At 63.5% G+C, this 15,164-nt stretch carries 14 protein-coding genes; 5 read left to right on the top strand and 9 right to left on the bottom strand.

Annotated features, from left to right (window positions below; translation table 11 throughout):
* Positions 1-2,154, bottom strand: a 2,154-nt coding sequence (locus H8A92_RS35205; protein WP_229199926.1) for a transglycosylase domain-containing protein, incomplete at its 3' end; no start/stop codon positions are given.
* 138 nt (positions 2,155-2,292) lie between these two features.
* Between H8A92_RS35205 and H8A92_RS35210 the strand changes: the two genes are divergently transcribed.
* Positions 2,293-2,718 carry a DUF1330 domain-containing protein gene (locus tag H8A92_RS35210; RefSeq protein WP_229199927.1) on the top strand — a complete coding sequence of 142 codons (426 nt, stop codon included), beginning with the start codon at positions 2,293-2,295 and terminating at the stop codon, positions 2,716-2,718.
* A gap of 407 nt (positions 2,719-3,125) precedes the next feature.
* Here H8A92_RS35210 and H8A92_RS35215 read toward each other — a convergent pair whose 3' ends face one another.
* The 3 genes from H8A92_RS35215 to H8A92_RS35225 form a co-directional block, all read right to left on the bottom strand.
* Entirely contained in the window at positions 3,126-4,352 is a 1,227-nt protein-coding gene (locus H8A92_RS35215; protein ID WP_163156742.1) for an ABC transporter substrate-binding protein, read from the bottom strand.
* Positions 4,353-4,731: 379 nt separating this feature from the next.
* The gene (locus H8A92_RS35220; protein ID WP_229183370.1) at positions 4,732-5,952 is read right to left on the bottom strand and encodes an ABC transporter substrate-binding protein; all 1,221 of its coding nucleotides are present in this window, start codon (positions 5,950-5,952) and stop codon (positions 4,732-4,734) included.
* Positions 5,953-6,078: 126 nt separating this feature from the next.
* A complete protein-coding gene (locus tag H8A92_RS35225; protein ID WP_229199928.1) occupies positions 6,079-6,441 on the bottom strand; it encodes a DUF1304 domain-containing protein in 363 nt (120 codons plus the stop codon).
* A gap of 181 nt (positions 6,442-6,622) precedes the next feature.
* Between H8A92_RS35225 and H8A92_RS35230 the strand changes: the two genes are divergently transcribed.
* A complete protein-coding gene (locus tag H8A92_RS35230; protein WP_229199929.1) occupies positions 6,623-7,159 on the top strand; it encodes a methylated-DNA--[protein]-cysteine S-methyltransferase in 537 nt (178 codons plus the stop codon).
* 229 nt (positions 7,160-7,388) lie between these two features.
* On the opposite strand, the gene H8A92_RS35235 is transcribed toward H8A92_RS35230, so the two are convergent.
* From H8A92_RS35235 to H8A92_RS35255, 5 genes are all read right to left on the bottom strand, one after another.
* Complete coding sequence (locus H8A92_RS35235) at positions 7,389-7,580, bottom strand: hypothetical protein (protein WP_229199930.1); 192 nt, start codon at positions 7,578-7,580, stop codon at positions 7,389-7,391.
* The gene (locus H8A92_RS35240; RefSeq protein WP_229199931.1) at positions 7,577-7,741 is read right to left on the bottom strand and encodes a hypothetical protein; all 165 of its coding nucleotides are present in this window, start codon (positions 7,739-7,741) and stop codon (positions 7,577-7,579) included. Before H8A92_RS35240 ends, H8A92_RS35235 begins: the two co-directional genes overlap by 4 nt.
* 164 nt (positions 7,742-7,905) lie before the next feature.
* A complete protein-coding gene (locus H8A92_RS35245; RefSeq protein WP_229199937.1) occupies positions 7,906-8,280 on the bottom strand; it encodes a response regulator transcription factor in 375 nt (124 codons plus the stop codon).
* A 101-nt stretch (positions 8,281-8,381) separates the two neighbouring features.
* Positions 8,382-9,053, bottom strand: a complete 672-nt coding sequence (locus tag H8A92_RS35250; protein WP_229199932.1) for a response regulator transcription factor — start codon at positions 9,051-9,053, stop codon at positions 8,382-8,384.
* Positions 9,047-10,837: a PAS domain-containing sensor histidine kinase gene (locus H8A92_RS35255; RefSeq protein ID WP_229199933.1), complete on the bottom strand. Its 1,791-nt coding sequence runs from the start codon at positions 10,835-10,837 to the stop codon at positions 9,047-9,049. Before H8A92_RS35255 ends, H8A92_RS35250 begins: the two co-directional genes overlap by 7 nt.
* Before the next feature lie 348 nt (positions 10,838-11,185).
* Between H8A92_RS35255 and H8A92_RS35260 the strand changes: the two genes are divergently transcribed.
* The 3 genes from H8A92_RS35260 to H8A92_RS35270 all read left to right on the top strand — a co-directional run bounded on the left by H8A92_RS35260 (position 11,186) and on the right by H8A92_RS35270 (position 15,124).
* Positions 11,186-11,452 (top strand): hypothetical protein, encoded by a 267-nt coding sequence (locus H8A92_RS35260; protein ID WP_229199934.1) that lies wholly within the window; start codon positions 11,186-11,188, stop codon positions 11,450-11,452.
* Positions 11,453-11,822: 370 nt separating this feature from the next.
* On the top strand, positions 11,823-13,181 hold the full coding sequence (locus H8A92_RS35265) for an HlyD family secretion protein (RefSeq protein ID WP_229199935.1): 1,359 nt from the start codon (positions 11,823-11,825) through the stop codon (positions 13,179-13,181).
* Positions 13,178-15,124, top strand: a complete 1,947-nt coding sequence (locus tag H8A92_RS35270) for a glycosyltransferase (RefSeq protein ID WP_229199936.1) — start codon at positions 13,178-13,180, stop codon at positions 15,122-15,124. Before H8A92_RS35265 ends, H8A92_RS35270 begins: the two co-directional genes overlap by 4 nt.
* Positions 15,125-15,164: the final 40 nt, after the last annotated feature.

The following is a 15,164-nucleotide window of genomic DNA, read 5'->3' on the forward strand; positions in this document are numbered from 1 at the left end:
GCCGCCGCCGGACGGGACCGGCGGCGATGGCGGCGGCGCCTGCATCGGCGGTTGAATCTGCATCGGGCCCGTCGGCGCTGAAGGCGCCGATATCTGTGACGAGATCTGCATCAGGTTCGCCGGTCCCCAACTGCCCTGCGAGTTCGGGATCGCCGCGACAGGCACGCCCTGATGCGCGGATTTCATGAAGCGGCTCCACACTTCCACGGGCAGCCCGCCGCCGGTCGCCTTCTTGGTCGGTGAATTGTCGTCATTGCCGAGCCAGACGCCGGTGACGAGCTTGGCGGTGTAGCCGATGAACCAGGCGTCGCGATAATCCTGGCTGGTGCCGGTCTTGCCGGCAGCGGTCCAGCCCGGGATCTCCGCCTTGCGCGCGGTACCCGAGATCAGCGTCTCGCGCATCATGGTGTTCATCATCGCGTCATAGCGCGGCTCGATCACCTGGTTGGGCGGATCGACCGGGCGGTCATACAGCAGCTTGCCCGAGCTGGTCTTGATCCTGGTCACCACATGCGGCGAGACGGCGTAGCCGCCATTGGCGAACGGTGCATAGGCGCCGACCAATTCGAGCACGGACACTTCCGAGGTGCCGAGCGCGATCGAGACGTTGGGCTCCAACTTGGAGGAAATGCCGAGCCGGTGAGCGGTGCGCACCACGTTTTTGGCACCGACCTCGACGCCGAGCCGCACCGCGACCGTGTTCAGCGACATTGCCAGCGCCTGGGTCAGGGTGACCGAGCCGAAATATTCGTGGGTGTAGTTCTCCGGCTTCCAGCCCTTGATATCGAGCGGCGCGTCGGTGCGGATCGTGTCCGGCGTCAATCCGGACTCGACCGCGGTCAAATAGACGAACGGCTTGAATGACGAGCCCGGCTGCCGCTTCGCGGTGACCGCGCGATTGTACTGGCTCTCGGAATGGTTCCGGCCGCCGACCATGGCGCGCACCGCGCCGTCGGGCGTCATCGCCACCAGCGCGCCCTGGCTGACATTGAACTTCACGCTCTTGGCGGCGAGTTCATCGATCACGGCGGCTTCGGCGACGTTCTGCAGCTTCGGATCGATCGTGGTCTGCACGATGATGTCCTGGTCGATCTGGCCGACCAGATCGTCGAGCACTTCGCCGATCCAGTCGGCGACATAGTTCACGGTGCCGGCGCCGGCCGGCTTCACCGCGATCGAGGGTTGGCCGATCGAGGCCTTGGCTTGGGCATCGGTGATGAACTTGGCGTCGGCCATCGCCGCGAGCACGACCTGGGCGCGCTGTTCCGCGCCTTCGGGGTTGCGGTTCGGCGCCAGCCGCGACGGCGACTTGACGAGGCCCGCGAGCATCGCGGCTTCCGGCAGCGTCACGTTCTTCGCCGACTTGCCGAAATAGCGCTGGGCGGCAGCCTCGACACCGTAGGCGCCGGAACCGAAATAGACCCGGTTGAGGTAAAGCTCGAGAATCTCGCTCTTGGAGTGTTTGCGTTCCAGCCACAGCGCGAGCTCGGCCTCCTGCAGCTTGCGCTGCATGGTGCGTTCCTGGGTCAGGAACAGGTTCTTGGCGAGCTGCTGCGTCAAGGTCGAGCCGCCCTGCGACACGCCTCGATGCAGCACGTTGGTAACGGCTGCGCGTAAAATGCCGACCGGATCGACGCCGAAATGCGAATAGAAGCGGCGGTCTTCGATTGCGATGAAGGCCTTCGGTAGATAGGGCGGCAGATCCTTCAGCGCTATGTTGGCGCCGGCCATTTCGCCGCGTTGCGCCAGCACGCTGCCGTCGATGCCGACGATCTGGATCGTCGGCGGGCGCTTGGGAATTTCCAGCGACTGGATCGGCGGCAGATGGGCGCCGACCCACACCACGACACCGATCACCGCAATGCCGGCCCAGAGTCCGAGCACCGCGGTCCAATAGAACAGCCGGCCGATACTGAGGCCGCGCGACTTGCTGCGCCGCTTGCTGCCGCTGCGCGGCGGGCGCGGTCTCTCGCTGCCGGAATCGTTGCTCTTGTCGGCGCTCTTTTCGCTGTTCCTGGGTTTCGATTTGGCGGGCTTGTCGTCGCCGCCGCCGGGAATGCGATCGGAGGGCGACAGTCTGAGGTCGGCAAGCGCGGCCGGAAGCCCGAACAGCGGCTCCTTGCGTCCACCGCCTTTTTTACGTCCCCACGCCATCCGCAACGCTCACACCCTGTACGCGCGAACGCTAGCGTTCCCGGTTTAAGGGGCGGTTACGCAAAGCTTAACGGGGGATTAGGAGGTGGGGCGGCGCGTGCTAAATATGGATGGAACAAGAAAACAAAGGAGCACCGCATGGGCCATATCGATCCGACCAAAGACGTGTTTGCGCAATTCCGGGACAACGACCGGCCGGGCCCGATCCACATGCTCAACCTGGTGCGCTTGCGCGAATCCGCCGCCTATCCCGACGGCCGCAAGGCAACCGGCGCGGAAGCTTACGCCGCGTATGGCCGCGAGAGCGGGCCGGTGTTCGAGCGGCTCGGCGGCCGCATCGTCTGGCAGGGCCGGTTCGAGCTGATGCTGATCGGCCCGCACGAGGAGCGCTGGGATCATTGCTTCATCGCGGAGTATCCGAGCGTTGCCGCCTTCGTCGAAATGATCCGCGATCCCGTCTATCGCGAGGCGGTGAAGCACCGCCAGGCCGCCGTGGAGGATTCGCGGCTGATCCGGCATGCGGTGCTGCCGGTCGGCAAGAACTTTGGTGAGATTCCGAAGTAGACGCGCGAGCAGCGAGTACTCACCATCCCCGTCACCCCCGCGCAACGGCTTTGCCGTTGTCGCTGGAGGAGCGCCACCGGTCCGCGCAAAGCGCGGCCCGATGACAGGGTCCGCGCGTCTCGAAGGGTGCACCGCCACAGCCGGGCCGTCGACCCTTCGAGACGCCGCTTCGCGGCTCCTCAGGGTGACGGTAAGGGAACGCAATGCCCTATCCGCGTCATTGCGAGGAGCATAGCGACGAAGCAATGCATCGCTCCACAGGCAAGGAAGTGGATTGCTTCGCTTCGCTCGCGATGACGACGGTGCGAAGTGTCGCAGCTCTCTCAGAGTGATGGTGACAGGCGGTAGCCCAAAAACAAATCGGCGGCCCGGAGGCCGCCGATTGCATTTCAAGCCTGCGCGAACCACTAGCCCGCCGGGCCGGCATCCTCGAGGATCGGGCCGAACAGCTCCCAGCGCTCGCCGTTGAAGCGCATCATCTGCAGCTGTTTGTTGACGCGATAGTCGTTCGGCGTGGTGTTGCCCTTGATGCCGGGCAGCGCCATGTCGAGGTCGACGTTCTTCAGGTTGGTGGCCTGCTTCAGCACGTTCTCGCGCGTCAGGTCGTCGCCGCACTGCTTCAGCACATGCACCATCAGCTGCGCGGTCGAGTAGCCATAGGTGTTGAAGTTCGAGTTCTTGTCGCCGTCGGGATAATACTTGGCCATGAAGTCGAAATAGCGCTTCATGCCCGGATCATCCTTCCACTGCGGATCGGCCGGATCCTTGCCGTAGTTGGTCGAGATCAGGCCCTTGGAGGCCTCGAGGCCCGCCGGCTGCAGCACGGCGCCGACCGAGGTCGCGTTGATGTCGACGATGTGGACCGGATGCCAGCCGAGCTCGGCGATCTTCTTGATCGCCTGCGCGGCCTGCTTCGGCGTCGAGGCCGAGAAGAACAGGTCGGCGCCGGCATCCTTGATCTTGAGCACCTGGGAATCGATGGTCGGGTCGGACACCTCGTAGGAGGCTTCGGCCACGACCATCTTGGCGGCCTTGTCGCCGAGGCCGGCCTTGATGCCGTTCAGGTAGTCTTTGCCGAGGTCGTCGTTCTGATAGAGGATGCCGATCTTGGCGTTCGGATGCTCCTTCAGGATGTACTGCCCGTAGATGCGGCCCTCGACGAAGTAGTTCGGGTTGAAGCCGAGCGTCCAGGGAAAGTTCTTCGGGTCGGTGAACTTCGAGGCGCCGGTGGCGGCGAACATCTGCGGCACCTTCTTGGCGTTCAGATACTTCTGCACCGCGGCGTTCGACGGCGTGCCGACGATCTGGAAGGTCAGCAGCACTTCGTCGCTCTCGACGAGCTTGCGCACCTGCTCGACCGCCTTGGGCGGCGAATAGGCGTCGTCATACTGGATCAGGTTGATCTTGCGGCCGTTGATGCCGCCGGCATCGTTGATCATCTTGAAATAGGCTGCCTGGGTCTTGCCGATCGAGGCATAGGCGGAGGCCGGTCCGGAGAAGGGGACGGTCTGGCCGATCTTGATCTCGGTGTCGCTCGCGCCGGGATCGTATTTCTTCTGCGCGGAGGCCGACGTTGCAGACAGCGCGATCGCGAGCGCCGTTCCCGTAACCAGGTGGAAAATCCCATTCCTCATAATGCTGTTTCCCTCACGTGACTGATGGTTGGCCGATGATCTTGTCCGCGGGATCAAGGTCCCGCGGTCGCCATCGCTGGGCCGGGATACTGGAGGAACCGTTGCTGCGACGCAAGACGAGCGGTGCCGAAAAGGCGAGCAATTTCAGTCAACCAAAGTAGGGGGCGCCGCAAAATGAAGGGCGCAGCGCAGGGAGCGCAGGGGCTCCGCTTTACCTCGCCCCGCCTGCGGGAGACGTCGTATCGCATCGAAGATGCGATACGGGTGAGGCGGAGTTTCAGCGAGTGCTGCTGTCGGCGAATGCGCGAAAGCAGCCCCTCACCCCAACCCTCTCCCCGTAAGAACGGGGAGAGGGAGTGGAGTGTCGATGTGGCGCGACCTAGCCCGCCGGTCCGGTGTCCTCGATGATCGGGCCGAACAGCTCCCAGCGCTCGCCGTTGAACTTCATCATCTGCATCTGCTTGTTGATGCGATAGTCGTTCGGCCCCGTCGTGATCGACATGCCGGGCAGCGCGAGCGACGGCACGAACTTCTTCAGGCTGGTCACCTGCTTCATCAGGTTCTCGCGGGTGAGGTCGTCGCCGCACTGCTTGAGCACCTGGATCAGGAGCTCGGCCGTCGAGTAGCCGTAGGTGTTGACGGTGTTGAGCTTGTCGCCCTCCGGATAATATTTGTCCATGAAGGCGAAATAGGCCTTCACACCGGGATCGTCCTTCCACTGCGGATCGGCCGGGTCCTTGCCGTAGTTGGTCGAGATGATGCCCTTGGAGATGTCGAGGCCGGCGGGCTTCAGCGTCGCCGACACCGGGCTCGCATTGATGTCGAGGATGTGGACCGGGTGCCAGTCAAGGTCGGCGACCTTGCGGATCGCCTGCGCGGCGAATTTCGGCGTCGATGCGTTATAGAGCAGGTCGACACCGGCGGCCTTCAGCTTGACGATCTGGGAATCGACGGTCGGGTCGGTCAGCTCATAGGAGACTTCGGCGACGATCATGCTGGCCGCCTTGTCGCCAAGCCCGCTCTTCAGGCCGGTAATGTAATCGCGGCCGAGATCGTCGTTCTGGTAGAAGATGCCGATCTTGGCATTGGGGTGATTGGCCAGGATGTATTTGGCGTAGATGCGCCCTTCGGACTGGTAGTTCGGGTTGAACGCGATCGTCCACGGCGCGTTCTGCGGATCCGAGAACCGTGAGGCGCCGGTCGAGGCGAGCAGCTGCGGCACCTTCTTGGCATTCAGATATTTCTGCACGGCGGCATTTGACGGCGTGCCGATGATCTGGAACGTGAACAGGACCTCGTCGCCCTCGACCAGCTTGCGCACCTGCTCGACCGCCTTCGGCGGCGAATAGGCATCGTCATACTGGATCAGGTTCAGCTTGCGGCCATTGATGCCGCCCTGATCGTTGATCATCTTGAGGTAGGCCGCCTGGGTCTTGCCGATGCCGGCATAGGCGGATGCGGGGCCCGAGAACGGCACGGTCTGGCCGATCTTGATCTCGGTGTCGGTGGCGCCGGTGTCGTATTTCTTCTGCGCGGTGGCCGATGTAACCGACAACGCGATGGCAAGCGCTGTCGCAGCGAGCAATTGCACGCTCCTCATGTCCGTGACCTCCCTGTTGCCGGTGATCTTGTCCGCAAGCTCAGGCCGGCGGATGTCACCGTTGTCAGGGATGATGGAGGAACGTCGTGGGCATTGCAAGACAATGCCCTTGCGCGCGATGTCGCGTCAGGCAAGCCAGAGCAGGATCAGCGCGAGCGCGGCGGGTGCCGCCTGCACATAAAGGATGCGGCGGCTCACCGTGGCGGCGCCATAGGCGCCGGCGACGATCACACACAGCAGGAAGAATGTCTTGATCTGCAACGCGAAGGCTGGATTGTCTTGCACGAGGCCCCAGACCAGTCCGGCGGTGAGGAAGCCGTTGTAGAGCCCCTGATTGGCGGCGAGCACGGCCGAGTCGGTCGCCTTCTCGATCGAGTTGCGAAAGGTCTTCAGCCCGAGCGGCTTGGTCCACAGGAACATCTCGAGCACAAGGAAATAGACGTGCAGCGCGGCCACGACCGCGACCAGAAGATTGGCTAGCCAAAGCATGTTCGGTCCCCCAGAGCTTCGGTTCTGATTGAATCAGAACCGAAGCTCAACATTCTTGTCTTGACGCGTTTTCTTCACGCGAACCGGTGTCCCCTTTGCTCGAAAACGCTCCACCCGGAATTCGGGTGGACGCTAGCATGCGGACGGTAAATTGTATGCCGAGCGATTCAGAGCAATGACAATGGCCGACCGCAAGACCGCACAGACCTTCAATCTCGACCGCCTCACGACGCCGATCGGCACGGCGCTATTGGTGACCGATGATCGCGGCGTGCTGCGCGCACTCGACTGGGACGACTATGAAGGGCGCATGCTCGACCTGCTCCGGCTGCACTATGGTGCCGTGACGCTGCAGGACGGAAGCGCGCCGGCTGTGATGCGCAAGGCGCTTGCCGATTATTTCAAAGGCGATCTCGCGCGGCTGACGGAGGTCGAATGGCGCGTGGCCGGCACGCCGTTCCAGCAGAAGGTCTGGCATGCGCTGCCGAAAATTGCGCCCGGCACAACCATGAGCTACGGCGCGTTGGCGGCGAAGCTGAAGGTCCCGAAGGCGATGCGTGCGGTCGGTCATGCCAATGGATCCAACCCGATCAGCGTCGTCGTGCCCTGTCACCGCCTGATCGGCGCCAACGGCTCGCTGGTCAAATATGGCGGCGGACTGGAACGCAAGCGCTGGCTGCTGCGCCACGAGGGCGTGGAGGTTGGTGACCCGGCTTAGCTGCCGGTGAGGTGGTCAATCAAGGTCTTCGCCGGGCATGTTTCGCAGATCACGCACGATGTAGAGGAACACAACGAGCGAGGGCACCCATGCGAGGATCGCTCCTGCCAGCATCGCATCGTCCGTCGTCATCGGATTTCCCTTCGAGCGTTGCGAGAGCGTTTTCGAGCGAAGTGGACGCCGGTTCGCGTGAAGAAAACGCGTCAAGACAAAAATCGGACTCTCGCCGTCAGATCGGCTTTCTCGATGGGCTGCCGGTTCCGGCGAAGGGATAGAGCCACTTCCAATAGGCCTTGTTGCGCTCCAATTGCCGCTTGTAGATTTCGCGACACTTGGTTGAGCAAAACTGCTCGAGGTGCCAGTTATGGCGGATCAGTCCGAAGGGCCGCCTGCATTCCGGGTTCCCGCAGCGGCTGCTCATGATACGGCCTCCGCCTCCGCCCGCCAAAGCCAGCGAATGAAGTTCTCCTGACCTTTGTAGAGGCAGAGCCGTCCGCAGTAACGTTCGTCCGCCGGGTTTCGCAAGCAGATGATCTTGGGCTCTTCGCTGTCGCATTGGGCGCAGCGCGGTTCCGCACGCATGGCCGCCTCCCTCCGAGGAATTGCCATTTGCCAATCAGATTGTCCGATGCTGTTCATGCCGCCGATCGTCTCGACGGACGATGCCAAATCTCGCGCCCCCGCCGTCCCTGCACAACCCGTCCAGATGTTTCACGGCATTATCCTTGCGTATAGGCGATGTGAACTCATTCGCTCGTCGCGGTGCCGTGCTGCGCGAGAGCGGTATCGAGGCATCTGATCAGCGCGTCTCCGTCGAAGGGCTTGATCAGGAAACAGATCGCTCCCGCCTCCATGGCGCGGGCTCGATCGGCTTCGACGGAAAATGCCGTGATGAAAATGAACGGAAAGCGCCGTCCGTCGGCAATCAGGCGGGCCTGCAGGTCGAGCCCGCTCATCGCCGGCATCCTGACATCCGCGATCACGCAGGATGTGTCATGCAGTTGCGGCGAATGCAGGAATTCTTCGGCGGACGCGTAGGTCTGGACCGCGTAGCCAAGCGACCTGACGAGATTGTGGGTCGCGGCGCGGACCGATGCGTCATCGTCGACGATTGATATCACTGGGTTGGACAAGAAAGGTTCTTCCTGGAGCGGCCAGGGCCCCCTGGGGTGCGCGTTCATGGGGCCACAGTGCGTCGCCGGCCGGGGCCGGAGAATCATACTTAGGTTTGTGCGCCGCCGCCGGATGCCGGCCCGATCCCGAGGGTCTGTGCCATCCTGACCAGATCAGGCAACGACTTCGCCGCCATTTTCCGCATGATGTGCCCGCGGTGGATCTTGACCGTGATCTCGGCTACGCCGATTTCGGCGGCGACCTGCTTGTTCATCAGCCCCGTGGTGACGAGGCTCATGATCTGACGCTCACGAGGGGTCAGGGCCGCGAAGGCCGTGCGCAACTCTGCGAGCGCCCTGGCCTCGTCGCGGCGATTTCTGTCGCGCTCGATCGCCGTCGTGACGGCATCGAGCATGTCCTGGTCGCGGAACGGCTTGGTCAGGAAGTCGACGGCACCGGCCTTCATGGCCCTCACCGTCATCGGAATATCGCCGTGGCCGGTCATGAAGATGATCGGAATATGAATGGCGGCCTTGGCCAACTCCGCCTGAAAGTCGAGGCCGCTCAGCCGGGGCAGCCTGATGTCCAGGATCAGGCAGCTCGGGACATCCGGGAGCCTGTGCTGGAGAAATTCATGCGCCGACCCGAACGCCGCGGTGCGCAGGCCGACGGACCGGAAGAGATTGCTCAGGGCGTCCCGCATCGACGCGTCGTCGTCGACGACGAACACGATCGGATCCTCCGCGTTTGCAAGAGGCGATGCCGCGCGTCGGATCACCATGCATGATCCTCCTGACGCAGTGGCAGCGTGAACTGGAATGTCGCGCCGGGGCCGACATTTCCGGTCACGGACAACCGGCCCCGGTGGGCTTCGACGATCGAGCGACAGATCGACAACCCCATTCCCATGCCGCTGGCTTTGGTGGTGTAGAAGGCGTCGAACAGCCGCTCGGCATTCTCGGTCGCGATGCCGACACCACAATCGGTGACCGTGACCACGATCTGCCCGGCATCGTCATGGCGCGTCCGAATCACGAGTTGGCGCGGCCTGTCCGTGACCGGCTGCATCGCCTCGATGCCGTTGATGACCAGGTTGAGGATGACTTGCTGCAGCTGGATGCGGTCGGCGACGACAGGCGGCAGCGCGGGAGAGAGGTCCAGCTGCAACGATACGCGGTCGCTCTGCAACTGATGCTGCACCAGACTGGTCACCTCGTTGATGACTTCATTGATGTCGAGCGGCGCCTTCTGATCGGTCTTCTTGTTCACCAATGCGCGGACGCGCCGGATGATCTCGCCCGCCCGGTTGCCGTCGTTGATGATCGATCTGACGGCTCCGCGCGCCTCGTTCAGATCGGGCGCCGCCCGGTTGAGCCACCGCAGGCATGCGGCTGCGTTGGCGACCACGGCGGCAAGCGGCTGGTTCACTTCATGGGCGATCGATGCCGCGAGTTCGCCGAGCGCCGTCACGCGCGTGACATGCGCGAGGTTGGTCTGCGCTTCGTGCAATTCGGCTTCGGCTCGCTTGCGGGCGGTCACGTCTGTGACGGCGCCGATAAACTCGGTGTCGCCCGAGAGGTTGGTCACCGCGTGCGCCCTGGCGTGGACATATTTGATCGCCCCATTGGGCATCAGCAAACGGTAGCTGTGCTCGAAGTCCTTGCCGTCGAGCGAGGCGCGGTCGATGGTCCGTTGCACGCGGGCGCGATCATCCGGATGGACACGTTGCAGGACCGTGGCATGCTTGATGGAGGGAACCCGCTCGACCTCGAAGATCCTGAACGTCTCTTCCGACCAGATGATCTCGCCGCTGGCGACATGCCAGCCGAAGCTGCCGGTGTGGCTCAGTCGCTGGGCTTCGGTCAGGTACATCTCACTCTGCTGCAGCGCATTTTCGGCGTGTTTGCGCTCGGTAATGTCCTCGCATGCGATCAGGACGATGACCTGACCGTCGTGCCGCTGCACGGCCTTGGCATTCTCACGAACCCAAAGCCTTGAGCCGTCCTTGCGAACCTTGCGGATTTCCCAATTGTGGGTCCGGCCGATATTGTCGAGGCACGCCGCGACGTTGCGCAGGACCATATCGCGGTCTTCGGCGGCAAACACCCGAAGCACGGATTGTCCGAGCAGTTCGTCGACGGTATAGCCGAGTTGTGCAGCGCCGAACGTGTTGACCGACAGCACGAGGCCCGCTGCGTCGACCATGAAGTACATGACCGGGTTGTGCTCGAACACCTCCTTCCACTGCGCTTCGCTGTTCCGCAATGCCTCGATCGCGCGCTCTTCGCCGCCGGCTTGGCCGCGCGATATCGCTTCCATCTGCCTGTTGGCGCGGCCCGCCGCCACACGCATCACCAGCAATGCGGCGGCAAGCGAGGCGACGAGCAGCGCCAGGGCAATCAGATGGGCGGAAGTCGGAGGCTGCGGACCAAACAGCAGGCCAATGCAGGTTGCCGCCAAGGCCAGCACCATGCCACCGAGCAGCCATTGCTCGGCCGACCAGGACCTTGTGGTCGGGATGCGCATCATCGGCAGCACCAGCACTTGGCTGTAGCACTTGGCCATCGCGGGCCGCGCTGCGTCGCTAGGTGACCGCTACCATCAGCGGCGACAACGTCGCCCTCCTAACAGACTGCACATTAGCAGCTTTCTCGGCGTCTGGACGGCGTCGCGCGGGCCTTTTTGGCATTCCGCCCGCGTGGCAGGAGGTCGCGCGGAAAGCGCAATCAGCGGACCTGATCAGGTTCAGGTTGCGGCTAAACCTAAGTATGTCGTCCCCATCCGAATGTAACGGCCGGATCAACCTCCGTTCAATGGCCAGTTTCCGCCTGGTCACTACGCTTATTGGGTAACTCGATGACGGTAGAGGTCTCCGGGCTTCGGCAATCGCCAATCAGAGAACGGGAGATTGAAATGCCCGATCGGCGCCTGCATCTGATCCTGTGCTCCGATGCCGCCGGGCACGAGGCCATGCGTCAGAGACGCAACCGCGGCTTCCTGCCGTCCGTTGTCGATGGTGGAAACCAAGTCGCGAGCGTGCCGGCCGACAATTCCTGGATCGATATGCTCGACGTCTTCGATTTGGGCGTTGTGGTCTGTCAGGCGAGCTACCTGGCCTGGTTGGGGGCGGGCCTGATGGTGCTGCATGCGCAAGCAGGCGTGCCGGATTCAGGGTCGTAGTCGCCTCGTTTTGGATGTTAGTCCCGGCAGGCTGTCGGACCGATGCGCTGGCTGCTCACGCCAGAGTCGCGCAAGACGGGTCCGAAACACAGCCTCCGTGAGAGCCCGGAATCCAGTCCCCGTCTAGCCCCTGAAGGATTCCGGGCTCCACTTTTTTCAGGCCGCCTCCCGCATGACGGGTGGAGCAGGTCGACAACGTCCCTCCCGCTCCGGACTCCCGACCATCGCAAATTGCAGCAATTTTTCTGAAAGACGCCCAGTTCGCTTTAGCTGCTTTTGAAGCACCCGATTATTGGATCTGTCCGGCAACGGCATCACTCCGCTGAGCTGCGCGTTGGTTCGCGCACTGACAGATCAGGGGCCGGTCATCATGAATCAGGCACAGCAGCAGACGTCATTTCCCGAAGACAATGCTTCGGTCATCAGGGATGAGGCCGATGGCGCGCGCGGATTGCAGCGCGATTTGCAGGACCGCCTGCAGCCGGCACCCGAGGAGCCGGTCAGCGAGAGCGCACTCCATCCCGAAGCGCCCTCGGGCTCAGGCCGGATGCTGCGGCGCCTGCTCAAGATCGGCATTGGCCTTGCCATCGTCGCCATCTTCGGATGGCTGCCGCTGAGAGCCGTGTTGCAGACCTCGAGCGTCGAGGCCGTGGTCAATGCCAGGATCGTGACCCTGCGCTCGCCGATCGACGGCACCGTGAGCGCGAAGCCACAACAAGGCTCCACGCATCTCAGCGTGGTTCAAGAAGGCGATGCGATCCTTCATGTCGTCAACGTGCGCGGCGATCGCGTGCGGCTCGATGATCTCCGGCGGCAGATGTCGCGGCTGGAGAACGAGCGCCCGAGTCTCGCCGCCAAGCTTGCAGCCGCCGAGACGGCACAACAGGACCTTGCCCGCCAGGCGGGGCAGTTCCGTGACGGCCGCATTCTCCAGCTCCAGGCCCGTATCGCCGAAATCCAGACCGCGATCGAGGCCGCGGCCGCGCGGCGGGAGGAAGCGACCGCGGCGGTCGAGCGCGCCTCGTCGCTGATCAAATCGGGCAGCGTCTCGACGGTTGAAATGGCCAGGCTGACGCGCGAGCAGTCGATCGCCCAGCAGACCGAGATCGGCGCGCAGCGGCGGCTCGATGCCGCCAAGGTCGAGCTTACGGCAGCGAAGAACGGCACCTATCTCGGCGACAGCTACAATGACCGGCCGAGCTCCGTGCAGCGCGAGGAGGAGATGCGCCAGCGCGTCAGCGATCTGCGCGCCGATCTGGCGCATTCCGATGCGGAGATCGATTGGCTCACGCACGAGATTGCCGCGGAGCAGCTGCACTACGTCAACCGGGCCGAGGCCGACATCAAGGCGCCGGTCGGCGGACGCATCTGGGAGATGATGACGTCCCCCGGCGAAGACGTCAGGGCCGGGCAGCCTCTGCTCAAGCTGCTCGATTGCACCGGTGCCGTGGTCACTGCGAACGTCACCGAGAGCGTTTACAACCGCCTCAGGCTCGGTGGCCAGGCGAGCTTCGAGCCAAACGATGGCAGCGCCGCCATCCAAGGTGAGATCGTCAACCTCACCGGCGCGTCGGGCGCGCCCGCCAACCTTGCGATCAATCCGGATGCGCTGAACAAGGAACCGTATCGGGTGACGGTCTCGATGCCGGAGCTCGACACCACGGGCAAGGACTGCGCGGTCGGCCGCACTGGACGCGTGGTGTTCAACACGGACGCGGCCAAGCCATGATGGCGGCATTCGCGCCCGGGTTGGTCGCCTTCGGTGCCTGCCTTGCGATCCTGCCCTTGCTCCACCGCGAGCAGACGCTGGCCCGCGTCATGATGGCCGGCATGTCGGTTGTCCTGCTGGTCCACTATTTCGTCTGGCGGGTCACACACACCCTGCCGCCGCTGGCTCTCACCGCCGATGCGCTGATCGGCTATCCCTTCGTGGTGGCCGAAGCGGCCTCGATGATCGCGGTATGCCTGTCGCTGCTGTTCCTCAGCCGCACCATCGACCGCTCGCCCGAGGTCAATGCGATCCTTCGCCGATCCAAAGCGGGCACAGATGCGCCGCTCGTCGACGTCTTCATCTGCACCTACAATGAGGAGAAGGCGATCCTGGAGCGCACCATCATCGGTGCGACCGGGCTGAACTATCCCAACTATCGCGTCTGGGTGCTCGACGATGGACGGCGGCTCTGGCTGCGCCGTCTCGTCCAGGAACTCGGCTGCAACTATCTGACCCGTCCGGACAACCGCCACGCCAAGGCAGGCAATATCAATCACGCGCTCCAGCACGTATCGGGGCTGCCGGTGCGACCGGAGTTCGTCTCGATCCTCGATGCGGATTTTGTCCCGATGCCGGACTTCCTGATCAGGGCGATCAGCCTGATGCAGGACAGCACCGTCGGCGTGGTGCAGACGCCGCAGCACTTCATCAATCCGGATCCGATCCAGACCAATCTCGCCGCGACCGACGTGTGGCCGGACGAGCAACGCTTCTTCTTCGACATTTTTATGCCGGCCAAGGATGCCTGGGACACGGCGTTTTGCTGCGGCACCTCGTCGCTGATCCGCTTCTCCGGACTGATGCAGATCGGCGGCTTCCCGATCGATTCGGTGACGGAGGACTACCTCGTCACGCTGCGGCTGAAGGAGAAGGGACTGCGAACGGTCTATCTGAACGAGCGTCTGACCATAGGCCTCGCGCCGGAAGGGTTGAAGGAATACATCACGCAGCGTGGACGCTGGTGCCTTGGCTTCATGCAGATCTTCAGGGGTCGCAGCGGGCCGTTCTCGCGGCAATCGAAGCTCGCATTCATCGACCGGCTGTCGCTGGTCGATGCCTTCATGAGCTGGGCGGCGGTCTACAGCACCAAGGTTTTCGGCCTCATCGTGCCCTGGCTCTATTTGCTGTTCGGCATCAAGGCGGTCCACGCCGACCTGTTCGAGCTCCTGGAATATTTCATGCCGTTCTATGTCTGGCACGCCTTCACCATGGCCTGGATCTCGCGCGGCCGCTCGCTCGCGATCATGACCGACGTCTCGCAATACATCGCCACGCCCGCGGTGCTGAAGGCGGTGGTGACCGGGCTCGCCAAGCCGCAGGGCCACAAATTCAAGGTGACGGCAAAGGGCGGTGACCGCAATCGCCGCTTCATCGAATGGCCGCTGCTGCGGCTCTATGGTGGCGCCTTGCTGATCACGCTGTTCGCGATCGCCTACGCATTCATCCTGCATCTGCGCGGCGAGAACATCGCGTATGGCGGGCTGGCGCTCGGCTGGAGCCTGTACAATTGTGTCGTGCTGGCGATCGTGTGCTTCATCTGCATCGAGCAGCCGCGGCGCAGGAAGGCCGAGCGCTTCGAGCGCGACGAGCCGATTCTGATTCAGGAAGGCACGGAGTCGCGGCTGGTGCGGATGGCCGACATCTCGATCTCAGGTGCGCGCTTCGTCGATCCTGCGCCGCCGGCCGTCGGCGCCTCGATCAAGTGCAATGTCTATGGCCAGAACGTCGCCGCGCTCGTGGTCCGCCGCACCGGCGACGGCTTCGGCGTCCGCTTCGAGGACGCAGTCGCGACCCGGATCAATGTCGTGCGCGCATTCTATGCCGGCGAATATGTCCGCGCCTTCCACGGCGTGCGCGCCGCGCCGGTCGGCAAGGCCTTGCTGATGCGACTGTTCGGTTGACCCGCCAGGGGATCGGGGCTTCGCAGTGCGGCTTGCCATT

The sequence above is a fragment of the Bradyrhizobium acaciae genome, assembly GCF_020889785.1.
Classification (GTDB): domain Bacteria; phylum Pseudomonadota; class Alphaproteobacteria; order Rhizobiales; family Xanthobacteraceae; genus Bradyrhizobium; species Bradyrhizobium acaciae.

Coding starts and splice junctions, on each gene's coding strand:
- H8A92_RS35210 (WP_229199927.1), top strand. CDS start 2,293: ATGGGCCATATCGATCCGACCAAAGACGTGTTTGCGCAATTCCGGGAC.
- H8A92_RS35215 (WP_163156742.1), bottom strand. CDS start 4,352: ATGAGGAATGGGATTTTCCACCTGGTTACGGGAACGGCGCTCGCGATC.
- H8A92_RS35220 (WP_229183370.1), bottom strand. CDS start 5,952: ATGAGGAGCGTGCAATTGCTCGCTGCGACAGCGCTTGCCATCGCGTTG.
- H8A92_RS35225 (WP_229199928.1), bottom strand. CDS start 6,441: ATGCTTTGGCTAGCCAATCTTCTGGTCGCGGTCGTGGCCGCGCTGCAC.
- H8A92_RS35230 (WP_229199929.1), top strand. CDS start 6,623: ATGGCCGACCGCAAGACCGCACAGACCTTCAATCTCGACCGCCTCACG.
- H8A92_RS35235 (WP_229199930.1), bottom strand. CDS start 7,580: ATGAGCAGCCGCTGCGGGAACCCGGAATGCAGGCGGCCCTTCGGACTG.
- H8A92_RS35240 (WP_229199931.1), bottom strand. CDS start 7,741: ATGCGTGCGGAACCGCGCTGCGCCCAATGCGACAGCGAAGAGCCCAAG.
- H8A92_RS35250 (WP_229199932.1), bottom strand. CDS start 9,053: ATGGTGATCCGACGCGCGGCATCGCCTCTTGCAAACGCGGAGGATCCG.
- H8A92_RS35255 (WP_229199933.1), bottom strand. CDS start 10,837: ATGGCCAAGTGCTACAGCCAAGTGCTGGTGCTGCCGATGATGCGCATC.
- H8A92_RS35260 (WP_229199934.1), top strand. CDS start 11,186: ATGCCCGATCGGCGCCTGCATCTGATCCTGTGCTCCGATGCCGCCGGG.
- H8A92_RS35265 (WP_229199935.1), top strand. CDS start 11,823: ATGAATCAGGCACAGCAGCAGACGTCATTTCCCGAAGACAATGCTTCG.
- H8A92_RS35270 (WP_229199936.1), top strand. CDS start 13,178: ATGATGGCGGCATTCGCGCCCGGGTTGGTCGCCTTCGGTGCCTGCCTT.